The sequence below is a fragment of the Streptomyces canus 299MFChir4.1 genome (assembly GCF_000383615.1).
Classification (GTDB): Bacteria; Actinomycetota; Actinomycetes; order Streptomycetales; family Streptomycetaceae; genus Streptomyces; species Streptomyces canus_C.
In genome coordinates this window covers 127,818-147,895 of record NZ_KB911602.1, presented here as the reverse complement: position 1 = coordinate 147,895, position 20,078 = coordinate 127,818, and the positions used below count along the sequence as shown (strand labels likewise).

The 20,078-nt window shown below is 69.0% G+C and carries 10 protein-coding genes and 1 pseudogene; 8 read left to right on the top strand and 3 right to left on the bottom strand.

What is annotated here, in order from left to right; genetic code table 11:
- The first annotated feature begins 209 nt into the window (after positions 1-209).
- Both H293_RS0133435 and H293_RS0133430 read left to right on the top strand, forming a co-directional pair.
- Positions 210-1,274, top strand: a complete 1,065-nt coding sequence (locus tag H293_RS0133435) for a lytic polysaccharide monooxygenase auxiliary activity family 9 protein (protein WP_199790225.1) — start codon at positions 210-212, stop codon at positions 1,272-1,274.
- A gap of 404 nt (positions 1,275-1,678) precedes the next feature.
- Positions 1,679-4,948: a GH92 family glycosyl hydrolase gene (locus tag H293_RS0133430; protein ID WP_020122175.1), complete on the top strand. Its 3,270-nt coding sequence runs from the start codon at positions 1,679-1,681 to the stop codon at positions 4,946-4,948.
- Here the strand turns inward: H293_RS0133430 and H293_RS55495 are convergent.
- Positions 4,929-5,932: pseudogene (locus H293_RS55495) on the bottom strand (acetylxylan esterase). The gene H293_RS0133430 and the pseudogene H293_RS55495 sit on opposite strands and share 20 nt — an antisense overlap.
- A 203-nt stretch (positions 5,933-6,135) precedes the next feature.
- Between H293_RS55495 and H293_RS0133420 the strand changes: the two are divergent.
- From H293_RS0133420 to H293_RS0133400, 5 genes are read left to right on the top strand one after another with little or no spacing between them, the layout of a single operon-like run.
- Complete coding sequence (locus H293_RS0133420) at positions 6,136-7,116, top strand: ABC transporter permease (RefSeq protein ID WP_020122173.1); 981 nt, start codon at positions 6,136-6,138, stop codon at positions 7,114-7,116.
- The gene (locus H293_RS0133415; protein ID WP_020122172.1) at positions 7,110-7,982 is read left to right on the top strand and encodes a carbohydrate ABC transporter permease; all 873 of its coding nucleotides are present in this window, start codon (positions 7,110-7,112) and stop codon (positions 7,980-7,982) included. The genes H293_RS0133420 and H293_RS0133415 overlap by 7 nt, the downstream gene beginning before the upstream one ends.
- A gap of 37 nt (positions 7,983-8,019) precedes the next feature.
- Positions 8,020-9,675 carry an ABC transporter substrate-binding protein gene (locus tag H293_RS0133410; RefSeq protein WP_020122171.1) on the top strand — a complete coding sequence of 552 codons (1,656 nt, stop codon included), beginning with the start codon at positions 8,020-8,022 and terminating at the stop codon, positions 9,673-9,675.
- Positions 9,672-10,505: a YesL family protein gene (locus H293_RS0133405; protein ID WP_020122170.1), complete on the top strand. Its 834-nt coding sequence runs from the start codon at positions 9,672-9,674 to the stop codon at positions 10,503-10,505. Before H293_RS0133410 ends, H293_RS0133405 begins: the two co-directional genes overlap by 4 nt.
- Positions 10,502-12,511: a beta-galactosidase gene (locus H293_RS0133400; protein ID WP_020122169.1), complete on the top strand. Its 2,010-nt coding sequence runs from the start codon at positions 10,502-10,504 to the stop codon at positions 12,509-12,511. The genes H293_RS0133405 and H293_RS0133400 overlap by 4 nt, the downstream gene beginning before the upstream one ends.
- On the opposite strand, the gene H293_RS0133395 is transcribed toward H293_RS0133400, so the two are convergent.
- Both H293_RS0133395 and H293_RS0133390 read right to left on the bottom strand, forming a co-directional pair.
- Entirely contained in the window at positions 12,505-14,442 is a 1,938-nt protein-coding gene (locus tag H293_RS0133395) for an alpha-glucuronidase (protein ID WP_020122168.1), read from the bottom strand. The genes H293_RS0133400 and H293_RS0133395 overlap by 7 nt on opposite strands.
- Positions 14,443-14,462: 20 nt before the next feature.
- Positions 14,463-18,197, bottom strand: coding sequence for a GH92 family glycosyl hydrolase (locus H293_RS0133390; RefSeq protein WP_020122167.1), 3,735 nt, complete (start codon positions 18,195-18,197; stop codon positions 14,463-14,465).
- A gap of 421 nt (positions 18,198-18,618) precedes the next feature.
- Here H293_RS0133390 and ngcE point away from each other — a divergent pair, with 421 nt between their 5' ends.
- Entirely contained in the window at positions 18,619-20,064 is a 1,446-nt protein-coding gene (gene ngcE, locus H293_RS0133385; RefSeq protein ID WP_020122166.1) for an N-acetylglucosamine/diacetylchitobiose ABC transporter substrate-binding protein, read from the top strand.
- Positions 20,065-20,078 lie beyond the last annotated feature (14 nt).

The following is a 20,078-nucleotide window of genomic DNA, read 5'->3' as shown; positions in this document are numbered from 1 at the left end:
CCCCGCCCCCACCCACCCCCAACCCACAATCCCCCCACGAACCGCCGCCACCTGTTTACACCCGCCCCACTTCGCGCTACCTTCCGCAACACGTGGGGTGGGAGCGCTCCCATACGGACGGACCGGAACCCGCCCGCATGAAGCTCCCATCCCACGGCAACCACACACACCCCGCACGGCCCGTACCTCAAGGAACGGACTGGACTGTCATGATCCTGACAAAGTTATCGAGGGTGACGCGCCCCAGAGCCCTCTTCCTGGTCCTCGTCTCCCTCCTGGCCACCATCCCCGCCTTCAGCCTGGTCCTCACGGCCGGCGTCAAGGCCGAGGCCCACGGCACCCCCATGAAGCCCGCCAGCCGCACCTTCCTGTGCTGGCAGGACGCGCTGACCGACACCGGTGAGATCAAACCGGTCAACCCGGCCTGCAAGAACGCGCAGGCGGTCAGCGGCACCACCCCGTTCTACAACTGGTTCTCCGTGCTCCGCTCGGACGGCGCCGGCCGCACCCGCGGCTTCGTCCCGGACGGCCAGCTGTGCAGCGGCGGCAACCCCAACTTCACCGGCTTCAACGCCGCCCGCGACGACTGGCCGCTCACCCACCTCACCGCGGGCAAGACGGTCGACTTCTCCTACAACGCCTGGGCCGCGCACCCGGGTTGGTTCTACGTCTACGTCACCAAGGACGGCTTCGACCCGAAGAAGACCCTCACCTGGGACGACATGGAGTCCCAGCCGTTCCTCAGCGTCGACCACCCGCCGCTCCACGGCAGCCCGGGTACGGTCGAGGCCAACTACTCCTGGACCGGGCAGCTCCCGGCGAACAAGTCCGGCCGCCACATCATCTACATGGTCTGGCAGCGCTCGGACAGCGCGGAGACCTTCTACTCCTGCTCCGACGTCGTCTTCGACGGCGGCAACGGAGAGGTCACCGGCATCCACGAGCCGGGCAACCCGACCGAACCCGTACCGGGCACCTGCACGGCCACCCGCAAGACCACGGGCAGTTGGAGCGGCGGCTACCAGTCCGAGGTGACCGTCACCAACTCCGGCGACGTCCCGATGCTGGGCTGGATGGTCGACTGGAACCTGCCGGCCGGACAGAAGGTCGACAGTCTCTGGAACGGCAACGCCACCTACACCGGCCAGGACGTGATGGTCCACAACTCCAACTGGAACGGCTCGCTCAGCCCGGGGCAGAGTACGACGTTCGGCTACGTCGTCACCGGCTCCGGAGGCGACACGGCCACGACCCTTCCCTGCCGCGTCGGCTGAGTCACCGTCAGAACCACGAGCGTCGGAATCGCGGGCGTCAAAAACACGAGCGTCAGAAACACGCTCGAACCTTGCGCTCAGGGCGGACCCGGTGGGGCTGTGCGCCACCGGGTGGGCGAGCCGTGCCGGCACGAGGGGGGTGATGGCAGGCACGGATGGTGCATGGCTTGTGACGACCCGACGCGCGACAACGTTGTCGAGTGGTCTATACATGACTCTACCGCGCCAACGGACAACGATGTCAAATAAGTTGGGGAAATGGCCGGACCGGCCGACCGGGCGACACCCTCGTGCGTCCCCTCCGCCGTACGCACCCTTCCGTGATACGCGTGGCGCACGTTACTGTCCCTGCGGCTTGTGCGACCTGTGGTGCGCGACCCGTCCGAAGGAGGAGGGGCCGCGTCATGCGTTTCCGTCCTACGTCCCTGCTGCTGGCGGCCGTTCTCGCGGCCACCGGCGCCACCCCCGCCCTCGCGGCCCCCGCCGCGCCACCCGGTCTCGTCGACGACCCGACCGCCTACGTGAACCCGCTCATCGGCACGAAGAACGGCGGCAACGTCTTCCCCGGCGCCGTCACCCCGTTCGGCATGTTCTCCTTCAGCCCGGAGAACACCCGGGGCGACGCCACCCGCACCGCCGCACCCGGCGGTTACCTGTACGACGCCACCCGCGTCCGCGGCTTCAGCCTCACCCACATGTCCGGTACGGGCTGCGCCGGCGGCAGTGGTGACATCCCGCTCTTCCCCTTCGCCGGCGAGGTCACCTCGTCCCCGGCGAGCGACACCAAGGACGCGGTGTACGCGGCCGGCTTCAGCCACGCCGACGAGACCGCGGAGCCCGGCCACTACAAGGTGGGCCTCGACTCCGGCGTCACCGCCGACCTCGCCGCCACCGCCCGCACCGGGTCCGCCCGCTTCACCTACCCGGCCGACAAGCCCGCCGCACTGCTGTTCCGTACCGCCAACTCCGAGGTGGGCTCCGCCGGTTCGACGGTCGAGATCGACCCGGAGACCCGGACCGTCTCCGGCTCGGTCACCTCGGGCAACTTCTGCGGCTACCTCGACCCGGAAGGCCGGCGCGCCTACTACACCCTCCATTTCACCGCCCACTTCGACCGTCCCTTCGCGGCCACCGGCACCTGGCAGGACGACACGCTCACCCCCGGGTCCCTCAAGGCCTCCGGCGGCACCGGCGGCTTCTCCCAGGAGGGGCGGCCCGTCGCGGGCAAGGGGGCGGGCGGATACGTCCAGTTCGCGCCCGGCACCGAGCAGGTAGGCGTCAAGATCGGGATCTCGTACGTCAGCCGGGCGGGCGCGGAGGCCAACCTCGCCGCGGAGAACCCGTCCCGGCGCTCCTTCGACGCGGTGCGCGACGCGGCCCGCCGCGCCTGGCGTGACCGGCTGCGGGCGATCCGTGTCGGTGGCGGCACCGACGACGAGCGCATCACCTTCTACACCGCGCTCTACCACGCCCTCCTCCACCCCAATGTCATCAGCGACGCCGACGGCAGATACCGGGGGAGCGACGACGAGGTGCACCGCGTCGCCCGCGGCCACCGGGCCCAGTACGGCACCTTCTCCGGCTGGGACGTCTACCGCGGCCAGGTGCAGCTGCTGACCCTGCTCGACGCGCGCACCGGCTCGGACGTGGCGCAGTCCCTGTACGAACTGGCCCGGCAGAACGGCGGCGTCTGGGACCGCTGGCTGCACGGCGCGAGCGGCACCCACGTCATGAACGGCGACCCCTCACCCATCGCCCTGGCCGGCATCCGCGCCTTCGGCGGCACCGGCTTCGACCTGCACGGCGCTCTGGACTCGCTCGTCCGGGCGGCCACGGTCCCCACGGAACAGGACCTGTCGGCGGCGGGGAAGCCCGTGCTGTCCGTCGGTCAGCGCCCCTCCCTCGACAAGTACCTGAAGCTGCACTACATGCCGTCCGTCTCCAACGCCTGGGGCGGTGCCGCCGAGACCCTGGAGATGTCCGGCGCCGACTTCGCGCTCTCCCAACTCGCCCGCGCGGCGGGGGAGAAGGACACCGCGGCAGCCTTCACCAAGAGATCCCAGTGGTGGCAGAACACCTTCAACATCGCCGCCGACCCGAGCGGCGGGTACATCGCCAACCGCAAGGCGGACGGCAGTTGGGTCACCGGCTTCACCCCGGCCACCGGCAACGGGTTCGTCGAGGGGACGGCGGCCCAGTACACCTGGATGGTCCAGCACGACCCGGCGGGTCTGTTCGCCGCGATGGGCGGCCGCGACAAGGCCCTCGGCCGCCTCGACTCCTTCTTCCACGACGAGAAGGGCGACTGGGCCTTCACCGGCAACGGCGGCGACAAGTCCGAGCTGGACAACGAGCCGTCGATCAACGTCCCGTACCTGTACGCCTACGCGGGCGCCCCCCACAAGACCCAGGAGACCGTCCGCGCCGCGATGCGACAGCTCTGGTCGACCCAGCCGGGCGGCATCCCCGGCAACGACGACCTCGGCGCGATGTCGTCCTGGTACGTCTTCTCCGCGCTCGGCATGTACCCCCAGGTGCCGTCCCGGTCCGAACTGGTCCTCTCCTCACCGCTGTTCCCGCGCATCGAGATCGACCGCCCCTACGGCAACGACATCTCCGTCCGCGCGGAGGGAGCGGCCGCCGACGCGCCGTACGTCCACTCCCTGAAGGTCGACGGCCGTACAAGTGAGGCACCCTGGCTCCCCGCCTCCTTCGTGCGGGACGGCGGCCGGCTGGACTACACCCTGTCCACCGAGCCCGCCCCGGCCTGGGGAGCTGACGCGGCCCCGCCGTCCTTCCGCGCGGGCGAGCAGCCGTACCAGATCGGTGTCGGCCCGACCGCGGCGACGGTCGCGCCGGGCGCCAGCACGAAGACCGGTGTCCGCGCGTTGTCGCTGAGCGGCGACGGCGCGGGCCCCGAGGTCCGCTTCCGCGTCAGGACACCGGAAGGCATCACAGCGAGCCCCGCCGAGGGCACGGTGGTCGACGGCTCCCAGGAGATCACCCTCAGCACCACCGAGGGCACCGCGCAGGGCTTCTACGACATCACGGTCGCCGTCACCTCGGACGGCACCACGTACGAGCAACCCGTGTCCCTCACGGTCGCCGCACCCGGCACCCTCCTCGCCGCCTACGACAACACCGGGATCTCGGACGACTCCGGTGACCACGACGAGGCCGACTACGACGGCGGCGGCTGGAGTTACTCGCGTCAGGCGCTGGCAGCGGCCGGTCTCACGCCGGGCGGGCAGGGCACGGTCGACGGCCTGTCCTTCACCTGGCCGAACTCACCAGGCGGTCGGCCCGACAACGCGACCGGGTCCGGCCAGACCGTCCAACTGGCCCAGCCGGTCGGTCGGTTGTCCTTCGTCGGCAGCGCGGTCAACGGCAACCAGCAGAGCCAGGCCACCGTGACCTACACCGACGGCAGCACCGGCACGGTCGAACTCGCCTTCACCGACTGGACCGTCGGGGGAGGGGGCGGCACCGTCCAGTACGGCAACGAGGTCGTCGCCCGCGCCGCGTATCGCAACGTGGCGGGCGCGGACCGGGACCCGGTGGCCACGTACGTCTTCGCCACCAAGCCGTTCACCGCACCGGAGGGCAAGCGGATCGCGAGCGTGAAGCTGCCGCGGAACACGGACCTGCACGTGTTCACGCTGGCTGTCGACTGACCTCCAACACCTCGCCCAGCCAGTCGAGTTGGCGCCGCACCTGCACGGCGTCGCCCCCCTCGTGGCCGTGTACGGATAGGCGTGGATCTCCTTTCGGGGGTCCACGCCGGTCAGCTCGCCGTAGCGGTTGAAGGCCGCGTACGCCCCGCTCGGCGGGCACACCGTGTCCCGCAGGCCGGTCCCGAAGTGGGCCGGGGCCGCGGCGCGCCGCGCGAAGGAGACGCCCTCCACATAGGAGAGCGTGCGATAGGCGGCCTCCTCCGCTCCCCGGTGCACAGAGAGGTAGGCGCTGATCTCGCCGTACGGACTCGCGTCGGTGAGGTCCAGAGCGCGTCGGATGCCGCACAGGAAGGGCGCGGTGACCAGGACCGCCGCCAGATCCGGCACCAGTCCCGCGACCGCCAGCGCCAGTCCGCCGCCCTGACTGTTGCCGACCGCCGCGACGCGCCGCCCGTCCACATCCGGGAGCGCCCGCACCGCCTGCACCGCACGTACCGCGTCCGTGATGAGCCGCCGGTAGTGGTAGGTGCGGGGGTCGGGCAGGCCCCGTACCGCGGGACCCGGGCCGCCCGGTGCCGAGGCGTGCGGGTCGGGGGTCGCGCCACCGTTGCCGTACTGGTCGCCCTGGCCGCGGTTGTCCATCAGCAGATGCGCGTATCCGGCGTTCACCCAGGTCAGCCGCTCGTGCGGAAGGCCGCGCCCGCGGCCGTAGCCGGCGTACTCGACGACCGCGGGCAGTGCCTCGCGCACCCCGGCGGGTCTGCTGTACCAGGCGCGTACCGGGTCGCCGGCGAAGCCCCGGAACGCGATGTCCCAGGTCTCGGTCAGCCGCAGTCCGCTCCGAGCCGGGCGCATCGACACCAACACGTCCGTCTGTGCCGCCTCCTTCAGGGTGTCACGCCAGAACTCGTCGAAATCCGGGGGTTCCTGGACATCGGGACGGTAGTGCTCCAGCTCCGCGACGGGCAGGTCGAACGCAGGCACAGGGCACCTCGCATGAGTCGGTCCAAGTAGTGAAACTTGCGGAGAGTCATGGGATAGGGCCTCCCGGTTCTACCCCACTCCTGCCCCACGTATCTCCTGTCCGCCCCATTGACAGCGCTTTCTTCGTGCCTCTAAGTTGCCGCGCAGTTACCGGTAAGAGCTCGAAAGTTTCGGTTCCATGTCTCCGTCTGAGAGGACCGAGCATGAGCACATCCGTCAAGTCGGCCTCTCCACCGTCCAGCGTCGAAGACCTGCCCGGAGCCGTCGCCCGCCCCGCGCCGCGCGGTGGATGGCGCCGGGCCCTGCGGCGCGACTGGCAGCTCTACTCCCTGGCGGTCCTGCCGCTGCTGTTCTTCCTGGTGTTCCGCTATCTGCCGATGATCGGCAACGTGATCGCGTTCCGGCGCTTCGAGCCCGGCGGCTCGATGTTCGGCGAGGACTGGGTGGGCCTGCGCTATGTGCGCATGTTCCTCAGCGACCCGACCTTCTGGCAGGTGTTCCGCAACACCCTGTGGCTCGGCGGACTCACGCTGGTGTTCTGCTTCCCGATCCCGATCGTTCTGGCCCTGCTGCTCAACGAGGTGCGCCGGCGTTCCCTCAAGCGGTTCGTGCAGTCGGTCTCCTACCTCCCGCACTTCCTGTCGATCGTGATCGTCGCGGGCCTCACGATGCAGATGCTCGCCACCGACGGGCCGGTCAACCACGCCCTCGGCTGGTTCGGCCACGACGAGATCCGGTTCATCCAGGAACCCGACTGGTTCAGGACGATCTACGTCGGCTCGGAGATCTGGCAGACCGCCGGCTGGGGCACGATCCTCTACCTCGCCGCGCTCACCACCATCGACGAGGACCTCTACGAGGCCGCGCGGATCGACGGCGCCAACCGCTGGCGGCAGATCTGGCACGTCACCCTGCCCGGCATCCGGCCCACCATGGTCACGCTGCTGATCCTCAACGTCGGCACGTTCATGGCGGTCGGCTTCGAGAAGGTCCTGCTGCTGTACAACCCGCTGACCTACCCGAGCGCCGACGTGATCTCGACCTACGTCTACCGGGCCGGTGTCGAGTCCAACAGCTTCAGTTACGCGGCCGCGATCGGCCTGTTCGAGGCGGTCATCGGCCTGGTCCTGATCACGACCGCCAACACGCTCTCGCGCCGCACAGTGGGGACCAGCCTGTGGTGAGGCCGAGCCGCTCCTACCGGGTCTTCCAGGGCGTCAACGGGGTGGTCCTCACCCTCGTCGTGCTGGTGACCCTGTACCCGTTCGCCAACATCGTCGCGCGGTCCTTCAGCGGGGAACGGCAGATCCGGGCCGGTGAAGTGACCCTGTGGCCCAAGGGGTTCAACCTCACCACGTACCGGATCGTCTTCCAGGACTCGATGTTCTGGCGGAACTACGGCAACACGGTGTTCTACACGGTCGTGTCCACCGTCGTGGCCATGGCCCTGACGACCTGCTACGCCTACGTCCTGTCGAAGAAGCACCTCAAGGGGCGCGGGGTGCTCGTCGGCATAGCCGTCTTCACGATGTTCTTCACCGGCGGCCTGATCCCCAACTACATCCTGGTCACCGAGCTCGGACTGAAGAACAGTGTCTGGGCGATCGCCCTGCCCAACGCGATCAGCGTCTTCAACCTGCTGGTGATGAAGGCCTTCTTCGAGAGCCTGCCGACGGAGCTGGAGGAGGCCGCGCAGATCGACGGCCTGAACACCTACGGCATCCTCTTCAGGGTCGTGCTGCCGCTGTCCAAGGCGGTCGTCGCGACCATGGTCCTCTTCTACACGGTGTCCTTCTGGAACTCCTGGTTCAGCGCGTTCCTCTACATGGACCAGTCCGATCTGATGCCGGTCACCGTCTATCTGCGCAACCTCATCGCGGGCGCCACCGGCGGCGGCAACGCGGGCGCCGGCACCCCGGAGCTCAGCCAGGTCGGCGCGAGCATCCAGGCCGTCACGATCGTGCTCACCGCGCTGCCGATCATCTGCGTGTACCCGTTCGTCCAGCGCTTCTTCGTCTCGGGCGTGATGCTCGGCGCGGTCAAGGGCTGACAGCCCGTCATGTCACTTACGGAACAAGGGAGTATCCGTGGAGAACCCAGGACAGCTGTCACGGCGTCAGATCCTCGCCGCCGCGGGATTCATCGGTCTCGCCACCCTCACGGGCTGCGGCAGCGGCGACGACGGAGGGGACTCCAAGGACCTTTCCAAGAAGCAGAACGGAGCGATGAAGGAGTACCGGGCCGGCCAGCAGTTCAAGGCCACCAAGGCGCTGTCCTTCTCCATGCTGCACAACGACAACCCGGTCTACCCCCTGAAGAAGGACTGGCTGTTCTGGAAGGAGGTCACGCGGCGTACCGGCATCACGATCAAACCCCTCGACGTCCCGCTGGCCGACTACGAGAAGAAGCGCAGCGTCCTCATCGGCGCGGGCGACGCCCCCTTCATCATCCCGAAGACGTACCACCCCGGCGAGGTCGCCTTCGTGTCCTCGGGCGCGATCCTGCCGGTCAGCGAGTACGTCGACCTGATGCCCAACTTCCGGGACAAGGTGAAGAAGTGGAAGCTCGAACCCGAGCTCGACTCCATCCGCCAGTCCGACGGCAGGTACTACCTGCTGCCCGGCCTGCACGAGAAGCCGAAGTCCGGCTACTCGCTGTCCTTCCGCACGGACATCCTCGACAAGCACGGACTGACCCTGCCCACGACCTGGGACGAGGTGTACGACGTCCTCAAGGCGCTCAAGGCCGAGTACCCCGAGAAATACCCCTGGACCGACCGCTGGAGCACCAACACCCCCTTCCCCTGCGGGGCGTTGTTCCAGTACCTCGGCCAGGCCTACGGGGTGAAGGCCGGCTGGACGTACGACAACATCAGCTTCGACACCAAGGCGCAGAGGTTCGTCTTCACGGCCGCCCAGGACGCCTACCGGCAGATGATCGAGTTCCTGCGAAAGATCGTCGCCGAGAAGCTCCTCGACCCCGAGAGCTTCACCCAGCAGGACGACCAGGCCGTGCAGAAGCTGCTGGCCCAGAAGTCCTACGCGATCAGCGCCAACCCCCAGGAGCTGGTGCAGAACTACCGCTACAACCTGGGCAAGCAGGTCAAGGGCGCGAAGATCGAGATGGTCCCGGTGCCACTCGGCCCGGCCGGCCCGATCCTGCTGAGCGGCATCCGGCTGGAGAACGGCGTCATGATCTCCAGCAAGGCCCTCAAGAGCGCGGATTTCGTCGCGATGATGCAGTTCGTGGACTGGCTCTGGTACTCCGACGAGGGCCAGAAGTTCTGCAAGTGGGGTGTGGAGGGCGTCACTTACACCGAGTCCGGCGGTAAGTACACGCTGAAGCCCGGCATCTCGCTGATGGGCTCCGATCCCGACGCCCCCAAGGATCTACAGAAGGACTACGGCTTCTTCAACGGCGTGTTCACCTACGGCGGCAGCTGGGAGCTGGTCTCCTCCAACTTCAGCCCCGACGAGAAGAAGTTCCAGGACGTCATGTCCCAGCGCAAGGAACTGCCCGTCGACCCGGCCCACCCCCTGCAGTCCTTCGAGCAGGAGCAGGCGACCCTCTGGGACACCCCGCTCAAGGACCACGCCATCCAGAACACCCTCCAGTTCGTGCTCGGCAAGCGCCCGATGTCCGAGTGGGACGCGTATCTCGCCGAGTTGAAGGCGAAGAACATGCAGCAACTCGTCGACCTGCACAACAAGGCGCACGAGCGGTTCAGGAAGGAGAACGGGTGATCCTCCGCGTCCCCGCCGAGCCGGGCCGTACCGGCCGGGTACGGGCGGCGACCGGTCGTGCCAGGGCGGGGTCCCACGACACCCCGCCCGCCGACCGACCCGGCACCGCCCCGCGCCGCCCGCCCGCGGGGCAGCGGCCGCCGGAGGACCGCGAACCCCCCGCCCCCTCCTTCGGCACCGGCTCCCTCTCCCGCGCCGCAGCCCTGATCCACACCCTCCTCACCGTCGAGGCCCTGCTCCTCGTCGCCGCCTCCCCGGGCCTGGCGGGACTGCTCCTGCTGGGCCCGGCCCCGGCCAACCTCCCGCTCGCCGCCGTATGCCTGCTGCCCCTCGGTCCGGCGACGGCCGCCGCCCTGTACGCCCTCGACCGCCGTGACCGCGACCTCGCCGACCTCCACCCGGCCCGCTGCTACTGGCGCGGCTGGCGGCTCAACGCCGTCCCCGCCCTGAAGCTGTGGACACCCATGCTGGCCTGGCTCACGGTCATCGCGTTCACGCTCACCCACTTCACCGCCACCGGCCTGCCCCGCTGGTGGGCGGTGCTGCTCGCGGCCGTCGGCGTCGGCTCCCTCCTGTGGGGCGCCCACGCGCTCGTCCTCACCGCCCTGTTCGCCTTCCGGGCCAGGGACACCGCACGCCTCGCCGGGTACTTCCTGTTCCGGCACGGCCGCGCCACCCTCGGCGCCGCCTCGCTGCTCGTCCTGACGGCCGCCGGGACCGCCGTACTGACCGAGGCGCTGCCCGCCCTGCTCGCGGCCCCGCTGCTGCTGTCCCTGCTGCACAGCAGCCGTCCGGTGATCGCCGAGACCCAGGAGGACTTCACCGCATGAGCCCGTCGAGCTCCAAGATCCCCTATGGCGGCGACTACAACCCCGAGCAGTGGCCGCAGGAGGTCTGGGACGAGGACCACCGGCTGTTCACCCGGGCCGGCATCGACACCCTCACCGTCGGCGTCTTCTCCTGGGCGCTCACCCAACCCGCCGAGGACACCTATGACTTCACGGTCCTCGACCGCGTCCTGGACCGGGCCGCGGCCGAGGACCGGCAGGTCTGCCTGGCCACCGGTACGGCCGCCCTGCCGCCCTGGCTCGCGAAGAGGTACCCCGAGGTCAACCGGACCGACTTCGAGGGCCGCAGGCACCGCTACGGCCAGCGCCACAACTTCTGCCCCAGCTCACCGGCATACCGCCGACTGGCCACGGAGATGGCGTCCCGGCTCGCCGAACGGTACGCGGATCACCCGGCGTTGCTCGCCTGGCACATCAACAACGAGTACGGCGGGACCTGTTACTGCGACCTGTGCGCCGCCGCCTTCCGTGACTGGCTGCGGGATCGGTACGGCACCCTCGACGCCCTCAACGACGCCTGGTGGACGACGTTCTGGTCGCACCGCTACACCTCTTTAGAGGAGATCGAACCGCCGAGCGCCCTCACCGAGCACTGGCGAGGCCCCGACCACACCGCCTTCCAGGGCATCACGCTCGACTACTTCCGCTTCACCACCGACGCGCTGCTCGGCTGTTTCCTCGCCGAGAAGGAGGTGATCCGCGCCCGTGATCCGGTCACCCCCGCCACGACCAACTTCATGGGCATGTTTCGCCCCCTCGACTATCACCGCTGGGCGTCCCACCTCGACTTCGCGTCCTGGGACAGCTACCCGCCCCTGGACGCCCCGCCGCCCTGGGCCGCCCTGGCCCACGACCTGATGCGCGGCCTCAAGGACGGTGCCCCCTTCTGGCTGATGGAGCAGACCCCGTCCACGACGGCCAGCCGTGACGTCAACCCATTGCGCAGACCGGGGGAGTTGCGCCTGGCCACCTTCCAGGCGATCGCGCACGGCGCCGACGCGGCCCTCTACTTCCAGCTGCGGGCCTCCCGGGGAGCCTGCGAGAAGTACCACGGAGCGGTCATCGGCCACGCGGGCCGCGACGACACCCGGGTGTACCGGGAAGTGGCCGCGTTGGGCGCGGAGGTGGAGCAGCTCGGGGATGCCTCCCTCGGCGCCCGCACCCCCGCCCGCACCGCCCTGCTCTTCGACTGGGACAGCTGGTGGGCCCTGGAGATCTCCGACGGCCCGTCCCGGCTGGTCAAGTACCTGGACGTGGTTCACCCCTACTACCGGGCCGCCCGCGAGGCAGGCGCCGACGTGGACGTCGTGGCGCACACCGCCGACCTCACCCCGTACGACGTGGTCCTCGCCCCCGCCCTGCACATGGTCAGGGGCGACCTCGCCACCCGCCTCGAAGCGGTGGCGGAACGCGGCGGCACGGTCCTCGCCACCTTCCTCTCCGGTCGCGTCGACGAACACGACCGGGCCTTCCTCGCGGACGTCCCCGGTCTCCTCGCGCCCCTGATGGGCATCCGGATCGACGAATGGGACTCCCGCCAGGCGGAGTTCGCCCAGCCCGTCCCCGAAATCGGATCATCGGGACGCCTCGTCTTCGAGATCGTGCAGCTGAGGGGCGCCGAGACCATCGCCACGTACGGCACGGACTTCTACGCGGGCACCGCCGCCGTCACCCGCAACCGGTACGGGCAGGGCGAGGGCTGGTACGTCGCCACCGCCCTGGACCAGCCCGGCGTGGACCAGGTGGTCCGCCGCGTTCTGGCCCGCCACGGTCTCATCGGCCCGTACGCCGATCACGAGGGCCTTGAGACCGCGACCCGTGTCGCGCCCGACGGAACCCGCCTGCGCTTCCTCCTCAACCACACGGCTGAGCCGGTCGAGTTGACCGCTCACGACACCGCGACCGACCTGCTCACCGGCAAGCGGACCGAGGCGGGCGACCCGCTCACTCTCGACCCGAGGGGCGTCGCCGTCCTCAGGCTTCAGTAGACGGTGCGCCCCCGCGCATCCGGCACCCCGGACTTCCGGAAGAAGTAACTGTTGACCTGATCGCGCCATTCGCGGGCACTGCGGAGCTGCTCCTCGAACCGCTCAGCCACCCGCGCGTGGCGCGCGGGGTCCACCAGGTCCACCAGCGAGGCCCACACCCGCTGGGCCGCCTCCACCTCCTCCACGCCCTCGAAGTGCGTGTCGTAGATGTGCTGGATCACCGTCTTCCCACTCTTCAACATGTGCCCGTACGACACGTGGTGGAAGAACAGCAGCAGCTCGTCCGGGCAGGTCTCCGCAGACTCGTACACCTCGGCCCAGGGCTTCGCGTACTGCCCCGCGTACCCGGTCCCGCTCGCCACGCTCCGGTCGACACCGACGCCGTCGCGGTCGGCGAAGTGGTAGGTGCCCCAGGGGCTGTACTCGTACCCGTCGACGCTCGGCCCGTAGTGGTGCCCCGGCTGCACCATGAACCCGATCCCGAGGGGAGCGGTGTACTTCTCGTACGTACGCCACGAACCGTCCAGAATCGAGCGCAGACCCTTCGCGAGCCCAGGGGCGCTCCCGAAGGTGAGCCCGGTCCATTCGTCGAGGAACCGATGCGGATCGCCGCCCGGCTCCCAGGCCAGCCGCCCGAACGTGTACAGGTTCGCCTGGGCCAGCGGATGCCCGGTCCAGAACGGGTCGTCCCCTACGTTGGACACGGCCACGAGCCCGCCGCGCGCCGACGCGCCGACCGTGGACTCCCCGGCGATCCCGAAGCGCAGCACCTGGCTCCACATCGGCCCCAGCCAGCACACGTGCCGCTGCTGCCCGGTGTACTCCTGGGTCGCCTGGAGCTCCACCGCCAGCCGCGTGCCCGGCATCGCCCCGATCAGGGGGGAGACCGGCTCCCGCACCTGGAAGTCCATCGGCCCGTGCTTGACCTGGAGGACGGCGTTGTCGGCGAACTCCCCGTCCAGCGGCACGAAATGGTCGTACGCGGCCCGCGCCCGGTCGGTCGAGCGGTCCCGCCAGTCCTGGCGGTGGTCGTAGACGAAGGCCCGCCAGTGGACCGTACCGCCGTACGGCTCCACGGCGGCGGCCAGCATGTTGGCGCCGTCGGCATGGGTGCGCCCGTACGCGAACGGGCCCGGCTGTCCCTCCGAGTCGGCCTTCACCACGAAACCGCCGAAGTCGGGGATCGCCGCGTACACCCGGGCGGCCGCCCCGGCCCACCACGCCGACACCTCCGGGTCGAGCGGATCGGCCGTCGACAGACCGCCCAGCACCATCGGCGCGGCGAAGGTCACCGACAGATGGACACGAATACCGTACGGCCGCAAGGCGCTCGCGATGTCGGCCACTTCACCGAGCCGCTCGGTCAGCAGCCGTGCCTCGGCCGCGTGCACGTTGACGTTGTTGACGGCCACGGCGTTGATCCCGCAGGCCGCGAGCAGCCTGCCGTACCGCCGCACCCGGTCGAGGTCCCCGCGCGCCCGCCCGTCCTCCCAGAACAGCGACCCACCCGCGTACCCGCGCTCGACCTGGCCCATGACCGGGTGCACGGCCACGTTGTCCCAGTGGTCCAGCATGCGCAGCGGCAACTGCGGTTCATGGAACGCAGGTTGAGCCTCGCCCCGGAGCGCCGCCTCCCCGAGCCGTACGACGTGGAAGAACCCGTACAGCAGCCCGCGCGCGCCGGACGCCGTGACGGTCGTACGGCCGTCACGGCGTCCGCAGGTGAACGCCTCGCCGGCGTCGTCCCCGATCAGCTCCAGGACGAGATCGGGGTCTTCGCGCACGACCGCGCCCCCGAACCGCTCGCAGGCCTCCGCCACCTCACCCTGGACCGTGTCCACCAGCGGACCCGAGCCGCGGATCAGGGTCCGCCGGGTGCCGATCGGCCGGAACGCCACGTCCGGCAGCCAGGCCGGATCGACACCCTGCATGAGACCCCCAACGCTTCTGCTCAGGCGAGCAGTTCGACTTCCGAGACCACCGCCTCGCCGTCGAGCACGAGACGGTACTTCCCGTACGTACCCGGAGACCTCACCGAGAACGCCCGTGTCTGCCGGTCCCAGGCGAAGGACTCCCCGGACCGCTGGTCGAGGGTCTTCCACGTGGTCCCGTCGTCCGAGCCCTGGAGCGTCCAGCCGGTCGGGGCCTTCGCGCGGTCCGACGACGAGGTCACCGTGTACTGGACTCCCTTGACCTCACCGGACACCGGAAGGTCCACGGAGGTCACGGTCGCGTCCGTCGCCGAGGTGTTGTCGAACAGCGCCCCGTCCCCGGCGAGCACGTCCGCACGCGGCGTCGGCACCTTGTCGTCCTGGGTGATCGACACCGGGGCGGCGTTCTTCCCGGTGCCCCACTTGGACGGCCGCGGCCCCATGTCGAAGTCCAGGACGGCACCCTTGGACAGGACCGAGTGGGGGAGCGAAGTCGACGTCCAGGGCTTGCCGTTGACCCTCAGGCCCTGCACGTACACGTTTCGCGCACTGTTCTTCGGCGCCCTGACCACCAGGTCCCGGCCGTTCTCCAGATGGACCGTGGCCTTGGTGAACAGCGGTGAGCCGACGGCGTATTCGCCGCTGCCCATCACCAGCGGGTAGAAGCCCAGCGCCGAGAACAGGAACCAGGCCGACTGCTCGCCGTTGTCCTCGTCCCCGTGGTAGCCCTGCCCGATCTCGCTGCCGACGTACAGCCGCGACAGCACCTCACGGACGTTCGCCTGCGTCTTCCAGGGCTGGCCGGCCGCGTCGTACATGTAGTTGACGTGGTGGGCGACCTGGTTGGAGTGCCCGTACATGCCCATCCGGACGTCCCGTGCCTCCGTCATCTCGTGGATGACACCGCCGTAGGAGCCGACCAAGTCCGGCGAGGCCGTCTCGGGCGTCGCGAAGTACTCGTCCAGCTTGTCGGCGAGACCCGAGCGGCCGCCGTACAGGTTGGCGAGGCCCCGGCTGTCCTGCGGGGCGGTGAAGGCGTAGCCCCAGCCGTTGGTCTCGGTGTAGTCGTACCCCCACACGCGCGGGTCGTACTTCGAGGACTCGACGCGCCACTCACCCGTCTCACCGCGCCCCTGGAAGAAACCGGCCTTGGAGTCGAAGAGGTTCACGTAGTCCCGGGCCCGGTTGAGGAAGTACGCCGACTCCTCCTTGTAGCGCTTCTCGCCGGTCTTCGCGTACAGCGCCTGGCCCATCCGCGCGATGCCGTAGTCGTTGAGGTATCCCTCCAGCGCCCAGGACAGGCCCTCGTGGGTGCCGGTGCTGGTGTAGCCGAGGAAGGGCGAGGTCTCCATGCCCTTGCGGCCCACACCGGAGGACGGGGGCGCGACCGTGGCGTTCTTCAGGGCCGCGTCGTACGCCGACTTCGCGTCGAAGTCGACACCCTTGACGTACGCGTCCGCGAAGGCCACGTCCGAGGAGGTGCCGGTCATCAGGTCCGCGTAACCGGGGGAGGACCAGCGCGAGGTCCAGCCGCCGTCCTTGTACTGCTGGACGAACCCGTCGACCATCTCGCCCGCCTGAGAGGGTGTCAGGAGCGAGTAGGCCGGCCAGGTGGTCCGATAGGTGTCCCAGAAGCCGTTGTTGACGTACACCTTCCCGTCCACGATCTTCGCCCCGGTGTGCGTCGGGGTGTCCGGAGAGGGCATCGGGGAGAACGGGGACGCGTACTGGTACTTCGAACCCACCTTCTCGAAGCCGGAGTTGGGGTACAGGTACAGCCGGTACAGACTGGAGTACAGCGTGGTCAGCTGGTCCTGCGTGGCGCCCTCGACCTCGACCTTGCCGAGCAGCCGGTCCCACTGCCCCCGGGCCCGGTCGCGGACCTTCTCGAAGGAGGTGCCGTCCGGGATCTCCTGGCGCAGGTTGTCCTTCGCCTGGTCGAGGCTGATCAGCGAGGTGGCGAGCCGCAGTGTGACGGTCCGGTCGGCGCCGGCGTCGAAGCGCAGATAGCCCTTGACCCCGCTCGACGAGCCGTCCGTCACCGGCCGGTCGAAGACGCCGTAGACGAAGAGCCGGGTGGCGCCGGTCGACAGCCCGGACTTCACGTCCGAGTACCCGGTGAGCACGCCCGCGTCCTTGTCGAGCGTCAGCCCCGCCTGGTCCGTCACGTTGTCGAAGAGCACGCTCGCGTCGTCGCCCGGGTAGGTGAAGCGCAGCGCCGCCGCGTGGTCGGTCGGCGCCATCTCCGTCTTCAGCCCGTTCTCGAACCGCACCCCGTAGTAGTACGGCCGCGCGGTCTCGTTCTCGTGCCGGAAGGCCAGCTCCCGCGCCTCGCGGCCGGTGTCCGGGGCGCCTGAGGCAATCGACGGCATCACCTGGAAGGTCTGCCGGTCACCCATCCACGGGCTCGGCTCGTGGCTCGCGCTGAACGCCTGGATCGTCGGCAGGTTGTCGCCGTTGTTCGCGCGCGCGTAGTCGTACAGCCAGCTCAGCGAGGACGCGTTGGTCACCGGCGTCCAGAAGTTGAAGCCGTGCGGCACGGCCGTCGCCGGGAAGTTGTTTCCGCGCGAGAAGCCGCCGCTGGAGTGGGTGCCCCGGGTGGTGAGCGCGTAGTCGGACAGATGCGCCTTGGGCTCCTCCGGCGCGGCCCGCTCCAGCGTCACGTCGTCCAGCCAGCCCCGGAACTTCGCCGGCCCGCTCGGGGAGTCGTAGGCGACGAGGATCCGGTCGACGGTCTTCCCGGCCGCGACCGCTCCGATCCGCGCGACCACGTTGTTCCACTGGTTGACGTAGAGGGCCTTCGAGGCGCCCTGTCCCTGCGGCGAGAGCGGGAATCCGTGCTGGTCGCGTGCCCCGAGATCGCTGAGGAAGGTGCCGTCGGTGAAGGCCAGGTCCACGGAGACGTTGGTCGCGTCGTAGTCCCGGTCGCCGTCCGCCATCGACGGGAAGATCCGGTAGGACAGCCGGGTGAGCGCGTCGACCCGCACGTCCACGTCGAAGACCTTGTTGTACGAATACGCCCGACCGTCCGCGATGTGCCGACCGGCGTAACGCAGAGCTCTCTTTCCGGTGAATCCGGCGCTCGCCTTCGCGGTGGGCGATCCGCTCGGACCACGGTCGACCAGCGAGAGCATCTCCGGTGGCACCGGCCCGTCGCCGCCGCCCGTGGAGAACTGCACGTCGGCCAGCTGCAGGATGTCGGAGGCGCCGTTGTTCGCGGTGATGTCGAGCCGGAAGTGCTGGTACTCGGCGACGGCGGCCGCGGGGATGTCGTACGACTTCGTCTGGAAGCGTTCGGCGAAGGTCTCGCCCGCCCGGGTGTCGAGGGTCTTCCAGTCCTTGCCGTCCGTGGAGCCCTTGAGCGTCCAGTCCCTGGGGTCGCGCTCCGCGAAGTCGTTGGCCGAGGTGAGTGCGTAGGTGACCGCCTTCACGGGTTTGTCCAGATCGAACTCCACCCAGCCGGTGGAGGCGAAGGCCAGCCACTTGGTGCCCGGCTCGCTGTCGGCGAGATTCTCCTTCACCTCGCCTCCGGAGGTGTTCTCGGCGCTCGCCCGGACATCGGTGACCCGGTCGGTGACACTGCCCGGGATGCCGGTGCGGTAGCCGCCGTCGACGCCCGAGGCCCGGCCGTGATCGACGGTGCTGATCCAGTCGGGGGCCGGTTCTCCCGCCTCGAAGGAGGAGGTGAATCCCTGGTCGGCCGGGGTGGGAGCCTCGGGCAGGGCGACCGCAGCGCCCTGGGAGCCCACCGTCATGACAAAGGCGGCCGTGAAGACGACCGCCGTACTCCGTCTGAGCCGAGTTCTGTACCGATCCATCGGCGAGTACCCTCCCTGCACAAGGACGGACAACGTTGTCACACAATCCGTGCAAGGATCAGTAGGGGCCCAAGTGGACGGTGATGTCAAGGGTGTTGGCTGTGGCATTCGAGGCGTATGTCGCGGATTTTTCCGGCAAGCTTCGCACAGGGCGCTCATATTTCCGCGAGGTCTCAACTCGAACACACCCAAGACCAACATTGCATTCGATCTTGCTACGCCGACCGGAAGTGGACTATACCTGTCGGCGATTCACCCCACTTGCACGAACCTCCTGCACGAACCTGCTTGACCTGACCGCGGTGCCGGGGAGGATCCGGTTCACCGCCTGAGTCCTGGAGAAGGCGAGGACTTGAGCATGGGATCCACTTCCGCAGACAGCCACGGTGATGAAGGTGTCGGCCGCCGCGATCTGATCAAGCGTTCGGCCGCGCTCGGACTGGCCGCCGTCCCCGCGACCGGTTTTCTGTCCGCCTGCGCCAGCGGCGGCGGCGACGATTCGAGCGACAAGAGCACCAAGGGCACCACCTCGAAGGACAACCCCTTCGGTGCGGCCAAGGGCAGCAAGCTCGACGTCGTGATCTTCAAGGGCGGCTACGGCGACGACTACGCCAAGGCGTGGGAGGCCGACTTCCAGAAGAAGCTCGGGATCACCTCCACCCACACCGGCACCCAGGAGATCACCGGAAAGCTCCAGCCGCGCTTCAACGCTGGCAACCCGCCGGACATCGTCGACGACTCCGGCGCCCAGCAGATCAAGCCCGACGTCCTCTACAAGAACGGGCAACTGCTCGACCTCGCCGAGGTCCTGGACGCGCCCGCGATCGACGACCCGAGCAAGAAGGTCCGCGACCTCATCATCCCGGGGACCCTCGACGCGGGTCTCCAGGAGGGCAAGATCGTCGCCCTCAACTACATCTACACCGTCTGGGGCCTGTGGTACTCCGGCAAGCTCTTCAAGGAGAAGGGCTGGGAGGAGCCCAAGACCTGGGACGACTTCCTCGCCGTCTGCCAGGACGCCAAGAAGCAGGGCATCGGCGGCCTCGCCCACCAGGGCAAGTACCCGTACTACATCAACGTCGCCATCATGGACCTGATCGCCAAGAAGGGCGGTCTGGACGCCATGAAGGCGATCGACAACCTCGACCCGAAGGCCTTCGTCGGCTCGGACGCGGCCCAGGCCGGCGTCGAGGCGATCTACGAGGTGGTGGAGAAGGGTCTGTTGATGCCGGGCACCAACGGCCTCACCCACACCGAGTCCCAGACCCGCTGGAACCAGTACAAGGCCGCCTTCATCACCTGCGGTTCCTGGCTGGAGAACGAGCAGCTCAAGCAGACGCCGGCGGACTTCGACATGAAGTTCATGCCGATGCCGCTGCTGCCCGGCAGCGCGCTGCCCTTCGAGGCGATCCGGGCCGGCTCCGGTGAGCCCTTCATCATCCCGGCCAAGGCCAAGAACCTGCCGGGCGCCAAGGAGTTCATGCGGCACATGCTCTCCAAGGAGTGGTCGACGACCTTCGCCAAGGAGGCCAACTCCCTCACCATCCTCAAGGACGGCGTGGATCCGAGCGTGAAGCTGCGCCCCGGCACCCAGTCCACCGTCGAGGCATCGAAGGCGGCCGGTGGCAACACCTTCCGTTACCTGTACACCGAGTGGTACAGCGAGATGGGAGCGGCGATCGAGGCCGCGTCCAACGAGCTGATGGCCAAGCGCATCCAGCCGAAGGAGTGGCTGAAGCGGGCCCAGGCCGCGGTCGACAAGCAGGCCAAGGACCCGGCCTCCAAGAAGAACCACCGGGACTGACCGCACGCCGTTTC